The sequence below is a fragment of the Chitinophaga sp. 01L420 genome, assembly GCF_056399985.1.
On the sequence record NZ_JBFTSK010000029.1, the window covers coordinates 36,322 to 54,051 of the forward strand.

At 45.2% G+C, this 17,730-nt stretch carries 10 protein-coding genes; all 10 read right to left on the minus strand.

The window, feature by feature from the left end; translation table 11 throughout:
* Positions 1-16: 16 nt before the first annotated feature.
* Positions 17-577, minus strand: a complete 561-nt coding sequence (locus tag AC1DP6_RS23905; protein WP_477057091.1) for a hypothetical protein — start codon at positions 575-577, stop codon at positions 17-19.
* Positions 574-1,413: a hypothetical protein gene (locus AC1DP6_RS23910; RefSeq protein WP_477057092.1), complete on the minus strand. Its 840-nt coding sequence runs from the start codon at positions 1,411-1,413 to the stop codon at positions 574-576. Before AC1DP6_RS23910 ends, AC1DP6_RS23905 begins: the two co-directional genes overlap by 4 nt.
* Positions 1,414-1,458: 45 nt before the next feature.
* Positions 1,459-5,946: an SDR family NAD(P)-dependent oxidoreductase gene (locus tag AC1DP6_RS23915; RefSeq protein ID WP_477057093.1), complete on the minus strand. Its 4,488-nt coding sequence runs from the start codon at positions 5,944-5,946 to the stop codon at positions 1,459-1,461.
* 5 nt (positions 5,947-5,951) lie between these two features.
* Complete coding sequence (locus AC1DP6_RS23920; protein WP_477057094.1) at positions 5,952-8,591, minus strand: non-ribosomal peptide synthetase; 2,640 nt, start codon at positions 8,589-8,591, stop codon at positions 5,952-5,954.
* 13 nt (positions 8,592-8,604) lie between these two features.
* Entirely contained in the window at positions 8,605-9,771 is a 1,167-nt protein-coding gene (locus AC1DP6_RS23925) for a hypothetical protein (protein WP_477057095.1), read from the minus strand.
* Positions 9,772-9,795: 24 nt separating this feature from the next.
* Positions 9,796-10,788, minus strand: a complete 993-nt coding sequence (locus tag AC1DP6_RS23930; protein ID WP_477057096.1) for a TauD/TfdA family dioxygenase — start codon at positions 10,786-10,788, stop codon at positions 9,796-9,798.
* Positions 10,789-10,884: 96 nt separating this feature from the next.
* The gene (locus AC1DP6_RS23935; protein ID WP_477057097.1) at positions 10,885-11,718 is read right to left on the minus strand and encodes a phytanoyl-CoA dioxygenase family protein; all 834 of its coding nucleotides are present in this window, start codon (positions 11,716-11,718) and stop codon (positions 10,885-10,887) included.
* A 41-nt stretch (positions 11,719-11,759) separates the two neighbouring features.
* A complete protein-coding gene (locus AC1DP6_RS23940; RefSeq protein WP_477057098.1) occupies positions 11,760-13,406 on the minus strand; it encodes a cyclic peptide export ABC transporter in 1,647 nt (548 codons plus the stop codon).
* A gap of 46 nt (positions 13,407-13,452) precedes the next feature.
* On the minus strand, positions 13,453-16,656 hold the full coding sequence (locus AC1DP6_RS23945; RefSeq protein WP_477057099.1) for an amino acid adenylation domain-containing protein: 3,204 nt from the start codon (positions 16,654-16,656) through the stop codon (positions 13,453-13,455).
* Between the two features lie 100 nt (positions 16,657-16,756).
* The gene (gene nadE / locus AC1DP6_RS23950; RefSeq protein ID WP_477057100.1) at positions 16,757-17,710 is read right to left on the minus strand and encodes an NAD(+) synthase; all 954 of its coding nucleotides are present in this window, start codon (positions 17,708-17,710) and stop codon (positions 16,757-16,759) included.
* Positions 17,711-17,730 lie beyond the last annotated feature (20 nt).

Genomic DNA, 17,730 nt, shown 5'->3' on the forward strand with positions numbered 1-17,730 from the left:
AGCCTGTTGTTCAGCTTTAAAAGATAAAATCTACTTCTGCAGAAAGATTGTCGGATTGCGTTCCGTCCGTAACACCTGAGAAGTCGTTAATGATTATTTCCTTGTTCCGGAATTCCACCAATGCAGGAACCGCATTGGCATGCAGTCTTTTCCATCTGACGTCTGCATCATAAATTTCCTTTTCGGAATAGGGATTAGGGATACCGAGTTTATAACAATGTTCAACAAATCTGTTTACCCTGCGGTAAATTTCTTCCCGAACGGGTTCACATCCCTGCATTTCCCAGGTCTGTACCTGCAGCATTTCCGTATACTCCTCAGGGAAAATGGTTTGTCTTTTATAGGCAGACATCCATTTATCGGAATTAACCTGTCCTGTCAGATAGTAGCCAAAAGGATTAGGCTCGGCTTCCCAGATGAAATCTGCCATTTCTTCAATTACGTCCAACGTCATCTGAAAGTCCTCTTCGGTTTCACCGGGATGGCCCACGATCCAGTAGGTGGTTGTTTTTATGCCTGCCACAGCCAGTGCACGCAGCGAATCTTTGATCTGCTCCACGCTGATTTTTTTGTTCATGATTTCCAATACTCCAGGCGATCCGCTTTCAACACCAAGACGGGCCCTGTATAATCCTCCCTTGCGCCCGGAACCGGTATATCTGTTACCTGCAGATTCTTTCCAGGCAAATCAGCGAGTTGATATATTTTTTTATTGACATCCAGCATGCCCTGAAAATACCTGAGTACCAGCAGATCGCCTTCACCGACAAAAAATTTGTCGATATTTTTTCCTTCTTTCGCCAGCAGTCTTTCAAAATTTGGATTGTTGATCGCCAGCTCCATAGAGAAGGTGCCACCTCCCATAATAGTTTCTATATCAGGATTTATTTTTTTGATTTCCCTGAAGCAGAACACCGAAGAAGCCAGGTTACCACTGAAGACGGAGAGGCCGATGGTAGTAGGTTGATAATCAGCTATCTGTTCCGTTATAAAACTTTTTAGCTGTACAAAACACTCGTCCAGGATTGATATCAGCTGATCAATACTGTTGTCATCAATATCACAGTAATAGTGAAGGCGGATAATCTCCTTTATCAGATTGGAATAATGCTGCCGGTCAGTATAGTTGATGTGTGCCAGCATTTGATTTCTCATCACATCCATACCGATGTTGAAGAAATTACCCTGGTTATAGGCCGGCACCACCGATTTTATTACGGAAAAATAATCTCCGTAAATTTCCCGGAACACAAAATCCATGTTCGCATCATGCGTACGTACGTCAAAGCCGTTTTCCTGCAACAGGGATTTCAACAGGGAAATACCCAGTGGCGGTATAGATGGAGTCCAGAAGGGCAGTGACAACAAAAGTATCCTTTTGTTAGCCGTGCAGTTTTCCGGGGCTGATAACATGCTATCATTTATCATAACAATGATTTCAAGATGGTAACTGGAAAATTAAAAGATGAACTGTTCCTGGTCGTGTAATTGCTGCCTGTGCTGTTCTTCCTCTTCCTGGCTCTTAAGGTCCGCTATATGCGCCGCCAGTTGTTGTATGGAGGATAACCTGAAGAAGCTGGTTATTGATAATTCTATATTGAATTCTTTTTTGATACGCGCGATCATAGTCAGCGCCTTCAGCGAGTCGCCACCTATGTCAAAGAAATCGTCTCCGGCCCCGATGTCAGATTTTCCGAAGAACATTTTCCACAAGTGCATCAGTCTGACTCCGATGCTGTCCGCTGTTGTATACGTATATTCATCACCGTTACGAACGGCCATATCCTGTACAATACGGGGGGACTCCTCTTTTCCGGCTACCTCATTTTTCATGCTAACCCAGCTTTCGATCCTTTTACTCAGATCACTGGCCGCCACCACTATTTGCGAAAGTTGCCGGTTCCTCAATGCATGGCCGGTAGCGTTAATCAGCTCTCCGGTAGTAATCGCTTTTCCGGAAGGTTCATCAAAACCCAGGGCATCAAAGTCCACCGTCATCCAACCTTTCAGCCTTCCTTTGTTACGTTGTGAACGGATATAAAGATCCATGAAGGTATTGGCTGCCGCATAGGCTGAAAAACCAAGACCTCCCAATACAACAGATAGAGAAGAAACCAACAGACAGAAATCGAGCTGCCTGTCTGCAAACACCGTCTCCAGCGCGCGTACTCCTGTAACCTTGGCCGCAAACTGTTCTTCGAAATCAGCTTTTGTCAGTTCACTTAAAGCACTGATGGATTTTCCACGGATGATGCCTGCAGCATGTACAACACCATTCACCTGCCCAAACCTGCTTTCTGCAGCACGCACTGCGGCCGAGAGCGTAGTGGTATCAGCGATATCACAATCTATGTACATGACTGCTCCGGACTCCTGCTGTAACGCAGTGTAGCGATCCAGCATTTCCTTCTCTCCTGCATGGCGGCTTTCTCCACCAGGCAGCGGGCTACGACCCAGCAGCAGAATATTGGCATTAAACGTTTGCAGCAAATATTTTGAAATATGGAAACCAAATGCTCCCAGCCCACCTGTAACCAGGTATACTCCTTCCGGTTTGCACGGCCACCCGGCTTCACCGGGAGTTATCCGCATTTTGTCATACAGTTGTTCCCACTTCCTTCCTCCACGTAAACAAATTACTTTGCCGGTATCATTCATGCTGATCTCACCGAGCAGCATACCGGAATAATCATTCACTTCTTCTGTAAGACTGATATCCAGGTGGCAGGTGTGTATACCGGGATATTCCTGCGCCACTACTTTCAGCAATCCGGCCGACAGTGGCTGTATGCCAGGATCTGCATCCTTTTCAAGTACATCGAATACGTTGTTTGTCAACAACACCAATTGTTTATTCAACGTGCTCCCCTCTGAGAAACATGTTTTTATCAGTTCAATAAAACCATAGAAACATTGCGTGTATTTTTCATCAGAAAAAGCATCCGTTGTATTCCCGGTAATGCTCCATCCATTGATAATCCGCTCCGGCAGCAGGTTATTGCCGGACAACCATGCAAATAGTTCCACGAAACTTTTTGTATCACCCGGATTGACTTCACAGGCTGCAGGCGACAGCTCCCGAAAGGCTGTCCCTCTCCTCACCCAAACGACAGGTACTCCCTGCTCCCGAAGCTTATCCTGCAAATTGTCAACAACACCATCATCATCGGCCAACAATAATACCGGCCCGCTGACTGTATACGCTGTGCACGGGGAAGCCTCACACAGTTTCCATACCGGTGTATAAAACCAATTGAGGAGGTCGGGATCTTTACCTGTCTTTCCTGTTACTGTTCTTTCCTGGATCATTTTATAGGCATCCACAATCACCGGGTATGCCGTTTTCTCAAACGAATAACCAGGAACCGATACTCTTTTCCGTTGTTCATCCCGGTAAAAGGCATTCCAATCGGGGTTAATACCCTGCAACCAGCACTCTCCGATACCTTTCAGCAGGTGTCGCTGATTATTGCCGGTATCATGTGCATGTTTTACCAGCGGAACAACTTTATGATTTTTGGTCCGAAGTGTATTTGACCGAACAAAAGTACTCAACGTGTTTCCGGGACCGACCTCAATAAAACAACAGTTGTTGTTCTCCAGCAAAATTTCCACGCCTTGTCTGAACATCACGGTATTACGCAGGTGGTCTACCCAGTATTTCGGATGAATCACAGTAGCCCAGTCGCCGGTAAGATTTGATATAAAAGGAATTTTTCCCGCTCTTATACTCACTTTTCCTACTTCTTCTGCAAAGGCATCCAGTATTTCATCCATCATATAGGAATGAAATGCGTGCGATGTATGCAATATCCGGCTGTTGTATCCAAGACCGTCCAGCTTTTCCTTGAAGTGCAGTATCTCCTCTTTCACTCCTGACACCACACATAAGGAAGGGCTATTGACGGCTGCCAGCGATATATGGCTATGGCCATTCATCAGTGGGCGCAACTCACTTTCTGCCATAGAAATCCCCAGCATGCCACCAGGCATTACCTGCTGCATAAGTTCTCCTCTCCTGACTACCAGCGCAAGGGAATCTTCCAGAGAAAATACTCCGCTAACGCAGGCAGCTACATATTCTCCGATGCTGTGCCCTATCATGGCATCTGGATGTATTCCCCAGCCCATCAGCAACTGCGACAACGCATATTCCATAATGAACAATGCAGGTTGTGCGAGGGCAGTATTATTTATTCCGGTATCGTTTAATGAATCAGATAATAGCATCGGCCTCAGATCTTTTCCGCATTTGTCTAATACTACAGCCAGGCATTTATCTACTGCTTCCCTAAAAATGCGTTCTCCCTCATACAGGTCATTGAACATGCCGGCGTACTGAGCACCCTGACCGGGGAACATAAAAATTACTATAGGCTTGTTTTTATTTTCAACAGATATGGGGCTGGCAGGCGGATTGTCTGCTAACTGCACCAACATATCTTCTTTGTCTGTACAGACTATCATCCGGCGGTATTCAAGGGGCGTACGACCGCTTTGCAGCGTGTAGGCAATATCTTCCAATCGGGTGGCGCTGTCTTCTTCCAAAAAATTACTGAATCGGGTAATATTTCTTTCCAGTGCTGCACTGGTTTTTCCAGACAGCATAATCAACTGAAAGGGACGACTGTCATGCAACTTTTCTTCTACCGGAGGCTCTTCGAGAATAACATGCGCATTGGTTCCACCAATTCCGAATGAACTAACGCCTGCTCTTAAAGGGTATTTTTCATTATGCCATTCGCTGCACTGATGATTTACATAAAATGGGGTATCCGTGAAATTTATTCTTGGATTGGGGCTCTTAAAATACAGGCTCGCAGGTATTTTCCTGTATTTCATCGCCAGCACGGTTTTTATAAATCCGGCAACGCCGGCTGCCGCATCGAGGTGGCCGATATTACTTTTTACCGAACCCAGTGCGCAATGTCTTTCTGCTGCGGCACCAAAGCTTTTATTAAGTGCTTCCACTTCAATGGGGTCGCCCAGCTCCGTGCCGGTGCCATGTGCTTCAATGTAGCTGATACTTTCGGGCGGCACGCCTGCCATATTGAGTGCTTTTACAATTGCCGCGTGTTGCCCTTCCACACTGGGGGCAGCAAATGACATTTTCCTGTTGCCGTCATTATTGACAGCATATCCACGGACAACGGCATATATATGATCCCTGTCTTTTATCGCATCGGTAAGTCTTTTCAGTACCACCACTCCTCCACCTTCACCGGCAACGGTACCCGCAGCATCTGCGTCAAAGGGTCTGCAATGACCATCCGGAGAGTTAATCATTCCTTCCTGGAACAAGTATCCTCTTTTTGAAAAATTATTTACGGTGATCCCTCCTGCCATAGCCATACTGCATTCTCTCAACAAAAGGCTCATGCAGGCGCGCTGAATGGCCACCAACGAAGTAGAACAGGCGGTATTTACATACACGGAAGGTCCCTGTAAATTGAACAGGTAAGATATCCGGGAACATAAATAAGCAGTATCACGAAGCTGTGAGGCGGTAAAATCATCAACGGCACCCTCTTCATTGGCCAGAAATGTATAATTCTGCCAGTTCAGATCATTAGCCCCACCGGCAAAAAGACCAATCTTCTCTTTATTGCTACGTACGTTATATCCTGCGTCTTCCAGGGCATTCCAGCAGAGTTCATGAAATATTCTTATCTGTGGATTCATCAGCGTTGCTTCTTCCGGCCGGTAACCAAAAAAGTCGGCATCGAAATATCCTTTGTCGCTCATAAAAGAGCTGGCCTTTACATACTTTTTATTTTTCAGGATGTCCGCGTCCTCTCCTTCCTCCAATAAATCTTCATCACTTAAACGGCTGATGGATTCTACTCCATTCACCAGGTTATCCCAGAAATGATGCAGATCGGCAGCGCCTGGAAATCGGCCCGACATACCGATTACAGCTATTTCCATCCCAGTTTGTTTACTCATTGTATTTAGATATTATTATTCAGGAAATCAATGGTTGCTCTCATTTCCTCTACTTCTCCGGCAGCTTCGTCGCTGATGTTCCCGGCATTGTTATTTTCTCCGTTTACAAATGCGATAAAAGATTCGATGGTCGGGTAGTTCAGCATTTCGTTGACGGTTGTTTTCAGGTGAAGCTCCCTGTTGAACATACCGTTTACTCTCACCAGCTTCAGTGAATTCCCTCCCAGTTCGAAGAAACTTTTATTGGTGCTGACGGAAGATGGTTTTCTTCCCAGTACCCGCGCCCATATTTCCGCCAGCTTTTCTTCCAGCTCATTAGCAGGGTCTATCACCGGAACGTCCTTTTTTAGAGGAATCTGTTGTAGTGCTTTTCTGTCTGCTTTCCCGTTTGTTGTAAGCGGCATAACGGACAAATAAATAAAATGAGCAGGAATCATATAAGCGGGAAGCAAATTTCCCAGAAAAGATTTCAACTGCGCTTCTTCTATCATATACTCCGCAACATAACAAGCTATCAGGCAGGTATCGTCTGCAATGTCGCGGGTTATTACGGTGCAGTTACTGATCTGCTGATGGGTAGACAAACAAGCTTCTATTTCACCCAGCTCTATTCTGAAGCCGCTCACTTTCACCTGATGATCGGCTCTTCCGAGATAAACGATATTACCGTCAGGCAGCCATTTTGCCAGATCGCCGGTGCGGTACAAACGTTCGCCATATACCCCGGGATATTCCATAAACAGCTCCTGCGTCAATCCGGCGTTATTGAGATACCCCAACGCCAGTCCATCACCGGCTATATATAACTCTCCCGGCACGCCCACCGGTACGATGTGATTATTTTTGTCAAGTATATACAACCTGGTATTGTCAATTGGCTTACCGATAGGCACCGTCTTCCCTTCATTTCTAAAATCGCATTGATAATAAGATACGTCAACAGTAGCTTCTGTAGGGCCATAGAGGTTCACCAGCGCCGTACCTGCATGTGCATGAAGCGTTTTTGCAAACAACTGCACCTGTTCTGGTTTCAGGGCTTCCCCGCTGGCAAATACCCGCTTTAAACTATGCAGTTTTCCGTAGCTGTCTTCCGCCTGTTTCAGGAATAAGGTGAGCATGGAGGGAACGAAGTGGATACAGGTGATTTTATGATGGTCAATGGCCGTGATGATGGCTTCCGGATCCTTCTCCTCACCCGGGGGCAGTAAACAGAGACTGGCCCCGCAGATTGCCCACCAGCAAAGTTCCCATACAGAAACATCAAACACGACAGGCGTTTTTTGCAGCAGTACATCCGATTCATGAAGTGGATATTTTTTCTGCATCCAGCAAATCCTGTTAACCACGGAGTGATGTGCTATCATCACTCCTTTCGGATGGCCTGTTGAACCAGAAGTATAAATCACGTATGCCAACCCCCTATCATCAGCACTTATGCGATTATATTCTGACTGCATACAACAAATGTATTCCGAACAATTATCAAGACTCACTACTGGTATACTTGCCGGAGCGGACGTAAAAAAGCGGTCACGGGTAATGAGCGCCTTCATACCCGAATCTTCTGCTATAGCGGAGATTCTTGCAGGAGGATAGGATGGATCAACCGGTACATAAGCAGCGCCGGCTTTTAGTACACCGAAAATAACAGGTACCAGCCATTCTTCACGTTCAAGCATGATACCCACCAGGTCACCAGCCACAATTCCTTTCTCTGTTTGCAGATATCCAGCCACCTGAGAAGAGCGATGGTCAAGCTCCCGGTAGGAAATCAGTTTATTGTTTACTCTTAACGCAGTATTATCAGGAGCACGGTTAACCTGCTCCTGAAAAAGATCCATTATTGTTTTGTGCCGGGGATAGCCGGCATCTGTATCATTAAACACTTTCGCAATATGAACCCTCTCTTGTGGAGACGACAATTGAATCGTTGTCAGATTTTTTTCTTTATCGGTGACAAGTTTGTTCAGCCAGTCAAAAAAATCCACCGCCATTTGTGCGATCCTTTCGGAGTCAAATTGTGCAGCATCGCAGCGGATGCTGAGGTCCAGCGCATCTTTCCCGCTGAATACAAAGAGTATATCCGGATGAAAAGAATCGAAAGCGCCGGAGTACTGGACTTCCTCTACCAACAATCCTATTTTGAATAACCGGCGAAATGTTTGCTGCTCCATATGCAGCATACTTTCTATAAGACGTTGCGGGTGATTGAAGTCATTTATCAGGTGCTGTTTCAGGTACTTTATCTGTTCAATAAATGTACTTCCAGCTTCTTCATTCATCCTCACAGGTACAATATGATCCTCTGTTCCGGAAGCCTCCTGCCTGTACACCGGGTTGAAAATAATAACATCCGGAACAGCGGAACAGCGTTGGATAAAAAGACTCAGTGCAGCCAACAGCACAATATGCTGCGCTTTACCGGAAACAGCAAATTTCTTCAGATCCTCCCACGTTTGCTGCGGGGCCTGCGTATTGTAAACTATATAACGGCTGCATTCTTGCAGCTTCAGGATATCCAGGGAGTAGTTGCCTAAATAATCACTGCATTCAAAACCGGCCAGCCTGTTGTCCCAATATTCGCGGGCAACAGCATTTTTATTTGCTTCCAGTAAATTTAAATCCAGCTTCGTTGGACTAAGCATAACAATGAAATTTTTAGCTGACCGCCGGTTGCGACGGAGAGTGGATTTTGGCGTAAACAAAATCGAGCAGCAGGCTGGCTGAATATTCACTACAGGGCAAAGAATCATTCCGTTGTTGTTCTTCTTCTGTCAGGTCCGACAGCAGCAGTAACTCCTTCCGGTTGTTCCTTTCTTTCAGCAACAAACAGTGAACCAATGGGGCGTCCGCCCACCAGAAACTGGCATTTGTATTATTGGCGTATTTTCCGGTGTAGGTAATCAATACAGGCACATCTTTCCGTGCCATCCCCCTGTTCAGGTAATTGTTAAATACGCTGGACGCGCAATGAATCAACCCTGTGCATGGGCCAAATACCAGTTTTGTATAGGGAGAGGCGACAAGGCATATATCCTCTCTGAGGCCGCGGCTTTTTGAAACAATTAGTTTTTTCATACTTGTGGGTCCAAGCCACTCCCCATAAAATTCTTCTTTCCCTATATTATTTTCATCAAAAATCAGGATCCTGATATTATCGATTGTAAGCAGGGCTGAAAGAAATTCGAAATAGGCGTTGATCTTCATCAGCTTGTTCCTGTCGGAAGTAGAATCAAGCATCACCACAAGGTATTCAGCCTCTTTCAACCCCTGTGCCCTTAACCACTGATCTGCCTCCTCCCGTTCTTCCTGACTTACATACAGTTCCCCCATCCGGCTGTTCCTGCAATAGTCCACCAACTCTTTATAAACGGGGAACACAAATCTGCTGTGAACTTCCGGCTCCAGCATAAAATCAGACAATGAATAAATCACCGGATGAAAGCTCCCATTCAGGATGGCCGCTCCATAACGTTCAGTTACATACTGCAGGATAGCCACCTCGTCGTAAGTCACACAGCAGATGACATCATACGCAGTAAAGTCTATATCGTTCCATTCTTCACTAAAAAAAGTATGTACATGCGGGTTATTCTTCAGCAGCGCGTTATAGATTTTTGCGCTATGCTTTTTATTGAAGTTGATGGTAATCATTCCATTATTGAGAAAGGATCTGAAATACCTGATTTTATCAAAACGCACACAGGCATCGCCGATATAGTGAATCCCTTCCTCGTACAGAATAAGTACCTGATTGATCTTATCCTTCTGTATGCTGGCTGCATTTTTCCCGATACGTTCCTGGATTAAGCCGGCTGTATTCATTATAATAATATTTCATGAAGAAGTTTATCCTACCGGATTACCCATCGCTACGAGTATTTTCCGTTCTCCCCTGAAAGACATTCTTCCGTGTGCAAAAAGCATATTATCGAGCAGCAGTACATCATCTGTTTCCCAGGGAAAAACGATCTTCACTTTATCGTAGGCGTTACTGATTTCATGGATCACCCGGTCTTCAATTTCGCTGCCATCGCCATAATAGCTGACAAATGGCAGTTCCTCATCAGGTATTACTTCACGTATATATTCATCAATAAGCGTCTTGCTGTAAAAGAAAGCATGGTTAAACCATACCTTGTTTCCATTAACGGGATGTTGCTGAAATGCGGGCCTTGTCCAGGTTATCCGCAAATGATCCTCTTTCACCCATTCATGTTGCATACCTGATCCTGCCAGCACTTTTTCCAGCTCCTCTCCGGAGTTTACCTGGAAGATTTCCTTCCAGCCGAGTCCGGCGCCATCCATAATGTTACGTACATACTTTACCCCGAGGTGGCCGAATTTTTCAATGGTAGTGGCACTCAACAAGCCAACTACCCTGCGGACATCTGCTATAGGCGTTTCTCCACCTTCCAATGGCGGCGTTTGTGCATAAAAACAGATTCTGTTCGGAAACACAGCAGCATAGGAAGATTCCGTATGCATCTGGATTACCTGGTCGCTGGGATGATCTGTGGAACTGTAAACGTGTCCTACTATCGGATGCCGCGGCGAGGTTCTTTCCTTGTATGCTATCTCTTTATCAAAAAGTCCCGGTAAAATTTCCCGGAATCCATGTACATCTTTTACCGGGAAACCACGGAATAAAACAGCCCCATACTCCGAAAGGGTGTTATCCAGGAATGTTCTGTTCTCCTTCAGCCAGTGAACAAAACTGTCAGCAGCGAGGCAATGTACGATAACAGGGTACAGACCGGGGGCTTCGGGCTTCAACACGGCGTTTCCGTTGACCAATTCTGCCTGTTGCAGTTCTTCCGTTTTATAATCATCAGCGTTCATCGGAAATATTGATTTACAAGTTTCTTAAAAATAGATCTCCTGTAATATGCCAGGTAGGCGTATGATTTATCGGCAGGTGATGAGTTTTTTTATAAACTATAGCCCATCATAAAGCGGGAGTATTTTTTCATAATTACGGTTGGCGATAAATGCTGGTCTTGGTCTTTCTACTTCCGTCAATGTATTGCTGGTACTGTTATAGGTTACCAGGAAAGTATGCCTGTCCCAGGGTGACAGGTTATTGGAAGAGGCATGAAATACATTGCCATGGAAGAACAACACCGAACCGGCGGGTCCCTTAGCCGACACTATTCCTTTCCGTTCCGCCCACCTCGCAATTTCATGCTGCTTCAGGGTGTATTTGAGATCTGCTGTCAGCGCTGTCATATAAAAGGTGCTGGCCTTATAATTCTCAAACCACTCATTGTCGTTATCGCCATTGGGAGCGCTGTTTTCCTCATCGTTTACAGTACCTGTTTTATGAGAACCGGGGATAAGCAGCATAGGCCCGTTAAATTCATTTGTATCACTGAGATAGATCATGGCGGTCAGCACATCCGGCGTTTGCATGCCATCATCATTTTTCCAGAATGTGTAGTCCTGGTGCCATTCCCACCAATCACCGATCATGGCTGATTTGGAATTAATTTTTGTCTGATGTGCATATACGTCTGATCCGATTAGCTGGCTGGATGGGATCACCATCCGTTTCAGGCAGACGATCCTTCTGAAAGTTTCGTTGGTATGATCGGGTGCAAAAAAAGAACGGACAGACCCGTTTTTTTCCAATATACGCCGCGGGCTATCCTCTGCAATTACTTTTATCATCTCCTTGCGGATATGATCTACTTCTCCTGCATTAAACACGTTTTCCAGCAGCAGGTAACCGTTTTCGTGGTATTGTTCTATTTGCGMAACTGTCAGATGCATAAAAAGCAATTTAATTATTGAATGATCAGATATTCCCGGAGCTATATCTTTTCCGTTTTGCTATACTCAAATTCCAATATTCTGCCGTAGTCAAATTTGATTAACCGGTCCGCATATTCATAGTATTCATCGTCGTGCGTAATGGCGATGATGGTTTTTCCCATTGCCCTGAGCTGATGTATCAGCACTTTATAAAAGTAGGCGCGGAAACGCGGGTCCTGCTCTGCCGCCCATTCGTCCAGAATAAGGATATCTCTTTTCTCCATCAGCGAAAATATCAGTGCAAGGCGTTTCTGCTGGCCTTTCGAAAGACTGGCATCGATGGTGCCATTGCTTTTAAAACGGATGAGCTGTTCCATTTCCAGCATTTGGACAAACTTCCCCAGTTCACTGTTGCTGGTACTCAGGTCAAAGTCATCATAGTTCTCGGAGAAAAGATAATTGTTGGTAAATATGGCAGATATTTCCTCCGTATAGGTAGCCAGATCCTGGCTGGTAATAATGTCATCGTTATAATAAACATGTCCCCGTACCGGTGAATACAGCCCCGTAAACAATTTCACGAAAGTGCTCTTGCCGCTGCCATTCCCTCCCGTCACAAATACGATCTCTCCCTTGTTAATAGTGAAATCCACTGGTCCCCAGTTGAAAGTTTTCTCATGTTTAGCGTCAAAGTATTCATATACAACATGGTCAAATTGAATTTTCCTGAACTCCTGCGTCGTCACAGCCGTCACCTCTTCATCAGTTGCCGCAGACGGATCGGGAACATCAATTTCCTTATCAAAATCTTTCAATCTTTTTACAGCGATAAAAGAGCCGGAATAATAGGAAAAGAACACCACCAGCCGGGCAACGGGTCCCATCAGGTAGAGTACAACAATGATAAATGAGGAAATATCGGCGGCATTCATTTTCCATATCATTGGCAAAACAAATAACACCATGCCAAGTACTACATACCAGCTATAGATGCCGATCAGCTCATTGGTTAAATACCTGATGCCGGTTTTGATACTAAGTTGTTTACTATTAAGTCTGTTCTCGCCTATACGTTCAAAAAGCTTATTACTCCGTCGCCGGCTCATTTTAATTTCCTTGAATCCTTCGAGCAGATCATGCAGGTAACGATAATGGATATTCTCCAGATCTCTTATTTTGTTGAGATCCTTCATGATGATTTTGTTTCTCACCACGTAAATGGCTGCCAGTACAACCATCAGCACCAGTATATTTCCGCCGCCCCAGGGAGAAATGAAGAATATGTATACCAGCGAACAAATGATGATAATGGCAGAATTAAAAGCCTGCATAAATGCTTCCGGTAATCCGCTCAATGTCCGGATATCTCCTACTGCAGTGTACAGTTTTTCACTGCCCATCTGCTCTACTTTCTGATAGGAGGCCCGGCGGAGTTTATTGATCAGCAGCATTTCAAATTCAAAAAATACATTTTGTGTCAGCCGGATGATATATCCCTGAAAAACCCTTGAAATAAAAAAAGACAGGAGCACCATTCCGGCAAACAGCATCCAGTTTCTATTGCCGGCCTGCGCCTGGCCACTGCCAATACTGTGGTCGATCAGTGCAAGTATTGCAGTATACAACAGGCTATTGACCCCTCCCAGGAGTAACATAAAAAATATGAAACTCCGGGACCGCTTTTTTAAGATTTTTGACAGATCCATACAGATAGTTGATAAGAAGTGTTAAAAGCAGAATATGCTCAATTGTTTATAATAGTACCGGATCAGATATTGAAACAGCAGGTGTCTCAACACCGGCCTTCAGAATATTTACCAGTGCATCTTTAAACCAGGATACAGTTTCCGCGCGAAAAATATCTGTACTGTATTCGATGTCCATCTTGAGGTACGGACCATCTTCCCAAAAAATAAAACTGAGGTCGAATTTGCTGGCTTTGATGTTCTGCGGAATCTCTTCCACCTGAAGTCCCTCCAGCCGGTTGTCTTCATTCATCAGGGATTCAAAATTATGTACCAGTATCAGTACATCGAACAAGGGGGATCTTTCAAAATCACGCTGCAACTTCAGTTCTTCGATCAGCAAATCAAAAGGATAAGATTGGTGATTAAGACTCTCCAGCACATCTTTATTCACAGATTGTAGTAAATCCAGAAAACTTTCCTGGCCGCTCACCTTTGTTCTCAGCGCCAGGTTATTGGTGTAGAGTCCTACCTGCTCTTCCAGCCCGGGGTGATCACGGCCGGCCACGGCAGTACCCACTACAATGTCTTCCTGTCCGGTATATTTATACAGCAACGTTTTCAGCGCCGTTGTAACCAATACGAAAAGACTTACCCCATAAGTCTTGCTGAACTCCTTCAGGTGGCGCGTCAGGTGTTCATCTATATGTTGTGAGATGGTATCTCCCCGGAAGGATCTTTTTTCGGGCCTTGGAAAATCTGACGGCAGCCCGACCGACTCTGGCAGTTTTTCAAACTTGTTGAGCCAGAAAGTCCGCGCATCGCTGATGACGCCATTTTTCAGCCGGGCATTCTGCCAGGCAGCAAAGTCCTTATACTGTACATGTAAAGATTTGAGTGGATTACTCCTGTTGGCCCGATAAGCATTATAAAGCATCAGYATCTCCCTGATCAATATGGTTACTGACCATCCATCCGAAATAATATGATGCATACTGAGTAGAAAAACATATTGCTCATCCTGCAATTGCATTAGCCGGGTTCTGAACAAAGGACCGTTTTCCAGGTCGAAAGGAATTTTCACTTCCTTGTCTGCAATATCCTGTATGCTGATTGTTTCCTGCCGCAGGTCTTCAAACAGCATATCATAGCTCCCGGTATCCCAGCGCCTCACCACCTGTTTTAGTTCTCCATCTGTTGTCTGGAAAACCGTTCTTAGTATTTCATGTCTTTCTACCACTGTTAGCAGCGCCTTTGCAAAAGCGTCTTTGTCGAGCTGCCCCTGCAGCAGATAAGCACCTGCCATCATGAAAGCATTGTTACCATCGCTCATCTTTTCTGCCAGCCAGTAGTTCTTTTGCAGGAACGACAATTCATAAAACGGCTGTACTCCCAGCGGCTCTATGTTTTTACCATTACTCCTTTTTTTTCTGTCAATTTCCGCTGCGATATTCCGTATGGTTGTCAGTTTCAGGAGGTCTCCCAGTCTGATCCCGGCCTGCAGGCTTCCGTTGATTCTCGTCATTACCTGGATGGCATTGAGACTGTTTCCTCCCAGGCTAATAAAGCTATCAAGTACACTGATACGGTCTGCATGAAATATATCCTTCCATATTTCATGGAGTGTTCTCTCCATATCCGTTGCCGGTGGCTCAAAGTCGGCCGCAGTGGCTACCACCGGATCCGGCAGCGCTTTTTTATCTATCTTGCCGTTGAGTAGCAGCGGCATTTCCTTCAATGAAATAAAGTAGGCAGGAATCATAGATCCGGGAAGGTATAGTTCCAGGTATTCTTTCAATGCTGTTTCATCCAGCGTTTCCTTTCCCACATAATAACATACCAGTTTCTTTTCGCCATTCCGCATTTCCTTTACCAGTACAACTGATTGCGCAATTTTTTCAATGCTCCGCAGATGATATTCTATTTCCTCTATCTCTACGCGGACACCATTTATCTTCACCTGGAAATCCATTCTTCCCACCAGTTCTATATTCCCATCAGGAAGATATCTTCCAAGGTCCCCTGTTTTATATACTATATCTGTGTATTTGTTATGCAGCGGGTTCTGTACAAAAGCCTTTTCATTGAGGGTGGCATCGATATATCCTTTACTCATAAAAGGCGTCATGATATATACCTCTCCCACTACCCCGTTCTTACAAATATTCCCATTGCTGAAAACCATTTCCAGTGTGTTGCTGATAGGTTTACCAACCGGGATATTTACATTCGGCGTTTTCAGCAACTGATTGTAATCGCTGATCCTGTAAAAGAATTTGGCAAGCGTGGTTTCAGTAGGACCATACAGGTTGATAAGCTGTACTGATGCGCCCTTCAACCGATACCAGTTAACGGCATCATAGCCATACAGTGGTTCTCCCGCCAGTAGTATATATTTTAGTGACGGCAGGCAGGAAGACGGATCAGGCAGGCTACTCATTGTTTTTATAAGCGCTCTGAACAATGATGGAACCATATGCACTACCGTTACCGCGGCATCATTCAGCCACTTCAGCAATGCCAGGTGATCTTCTCTGTCTGTGCTGTCCGGCATACATAAGGTACCTCCCGAGCAAAGCGGAAGAAATATATCCCGCAAAGAAGGATCAAATGTGACCGGTGTCAGCTGGCTCACTTTTACCTTGCTACCGTTAATTATTTCGCTCATCTCCCAATGGATAAAGTGGGACAGGCTCACATGCTTTCCCTGTATGCCCTTTGGTACGCCGGTAGATCCTGATGTAAAAAAGATATAGTTGCCATCTTCACCACTGTTCAACAACGGGAGGTTTTCTTCATTATTGATAATTCCCTGGCTTATAAACACCTCATGCAGATAATCATTTTTCCATTCATACACTTTAACCGGAATATCGTTATCAGACAATAACATCAACCATTTCACCGGTGTATTTTCTATGAGGCGCTCCACCAGGGGCAGCAATTTTTCCGAGGTGATTAACACGGATGACTTGCTTTGCTCCAGCATCTGCTGTAAACGATGTAATGGCATATGTGCATCCATTGGCATAAATACGCCTCCTGATTTCAGTATGCCCAGGATGCTCCTGATGTAAAGAGGGTCCGCATCCAGCAATACCGCGGTTACACCTTTAGGGCGTATGATGGTCTGTAATACATGGCCAATTCTGTTGGCCTGTCTGTTCAACCGGTCATAGGTTTCTTTACGTCCACTATGCTCTATGGCAATCGCCTGCGGCGACAGGGCCACCTGCTGTTCAAAAACGCTGTGTACAAATTCCTTATTCATTGTTATCAATCATTAATTGGCGCCAGGGCAGGCAGATAGCATATGCCGCATATCAGGCTATGAAATGATGCGTTAATAAAATTGTATTCGCAGGCAGCGCTTACATATCTCCTATCATCACCGGATTTAAGCGCTGGTATTCCGTCAGTATTTTCTTTTGATCAATATCGTTGAATACCACCTGCACCTGGCTCTCGGTAAGACCTGTGGTACCGGCTATTTCCGCTACCGGCAGCCCATTATTTTTGCCATACAGGCACTGGTCAAGTTTCAGCAAAGGCATGGCGAAATAAAACTCTTCCTGTGTTTGCTCCAGCGAATAGGTATCGGTGGTGGAAGGTGTTGTTTGAATAATATCGGGGATACCCAGGTACTTCGCCATTTCATATACCTGACGTTTGTACAGATGCGCTATAGGCTTCATGTCTGCCGCACCATCACCGTTTTTTACAAAAAATCCAAGTTCATATTCCAGGCGGTTCGGTGTTCCCATTACAACGTAATGGTGTTTGTCGGCATAAAAATATTCCAGCAGCTTACGTACCCTTTGTTTGTTGTTGGTGGCGGCTACAATGGTCCTGAGCACCTCCGCGGGCAGCACGGCCCGTGTTTCCTTTCCTTCGGGAGAAAGGACTACAATTGAAAAAACATTTCCCTGCTCCTCTCCCAGCAAACTTGAATTCACAACTTTGCACTTGTACAATTCCGAGTATTCCGGTATGATTTGTTGAATGGCTTTGTCACGCATGGTATAGCAGGGTGATGCTGCGAGCATGGCCGTGATGTCCTCCTCTATGGTGATAATATCAAGATGCTTCGCTATCAGTGTTGACAAATCGGTGGTGAGCGGAGAGGAATCCCGTTCCGGCATCTGCAGTCCCAATACATTGTCTCTGCCCAGGGCCCGCACAGCGAGTGCCGCCACCACACTGCTGTCTATCCCACCGGAAATCCCCAGTACTGCTCCTGCCCTGTAAAAAGTATAAAATACCTCGTGTTCTATTTCCGCAATAATACGGTCTGCTTCCTTTCCGACATCGAATGTGTAATGCATTTTGGAGAAGTTGATTACGG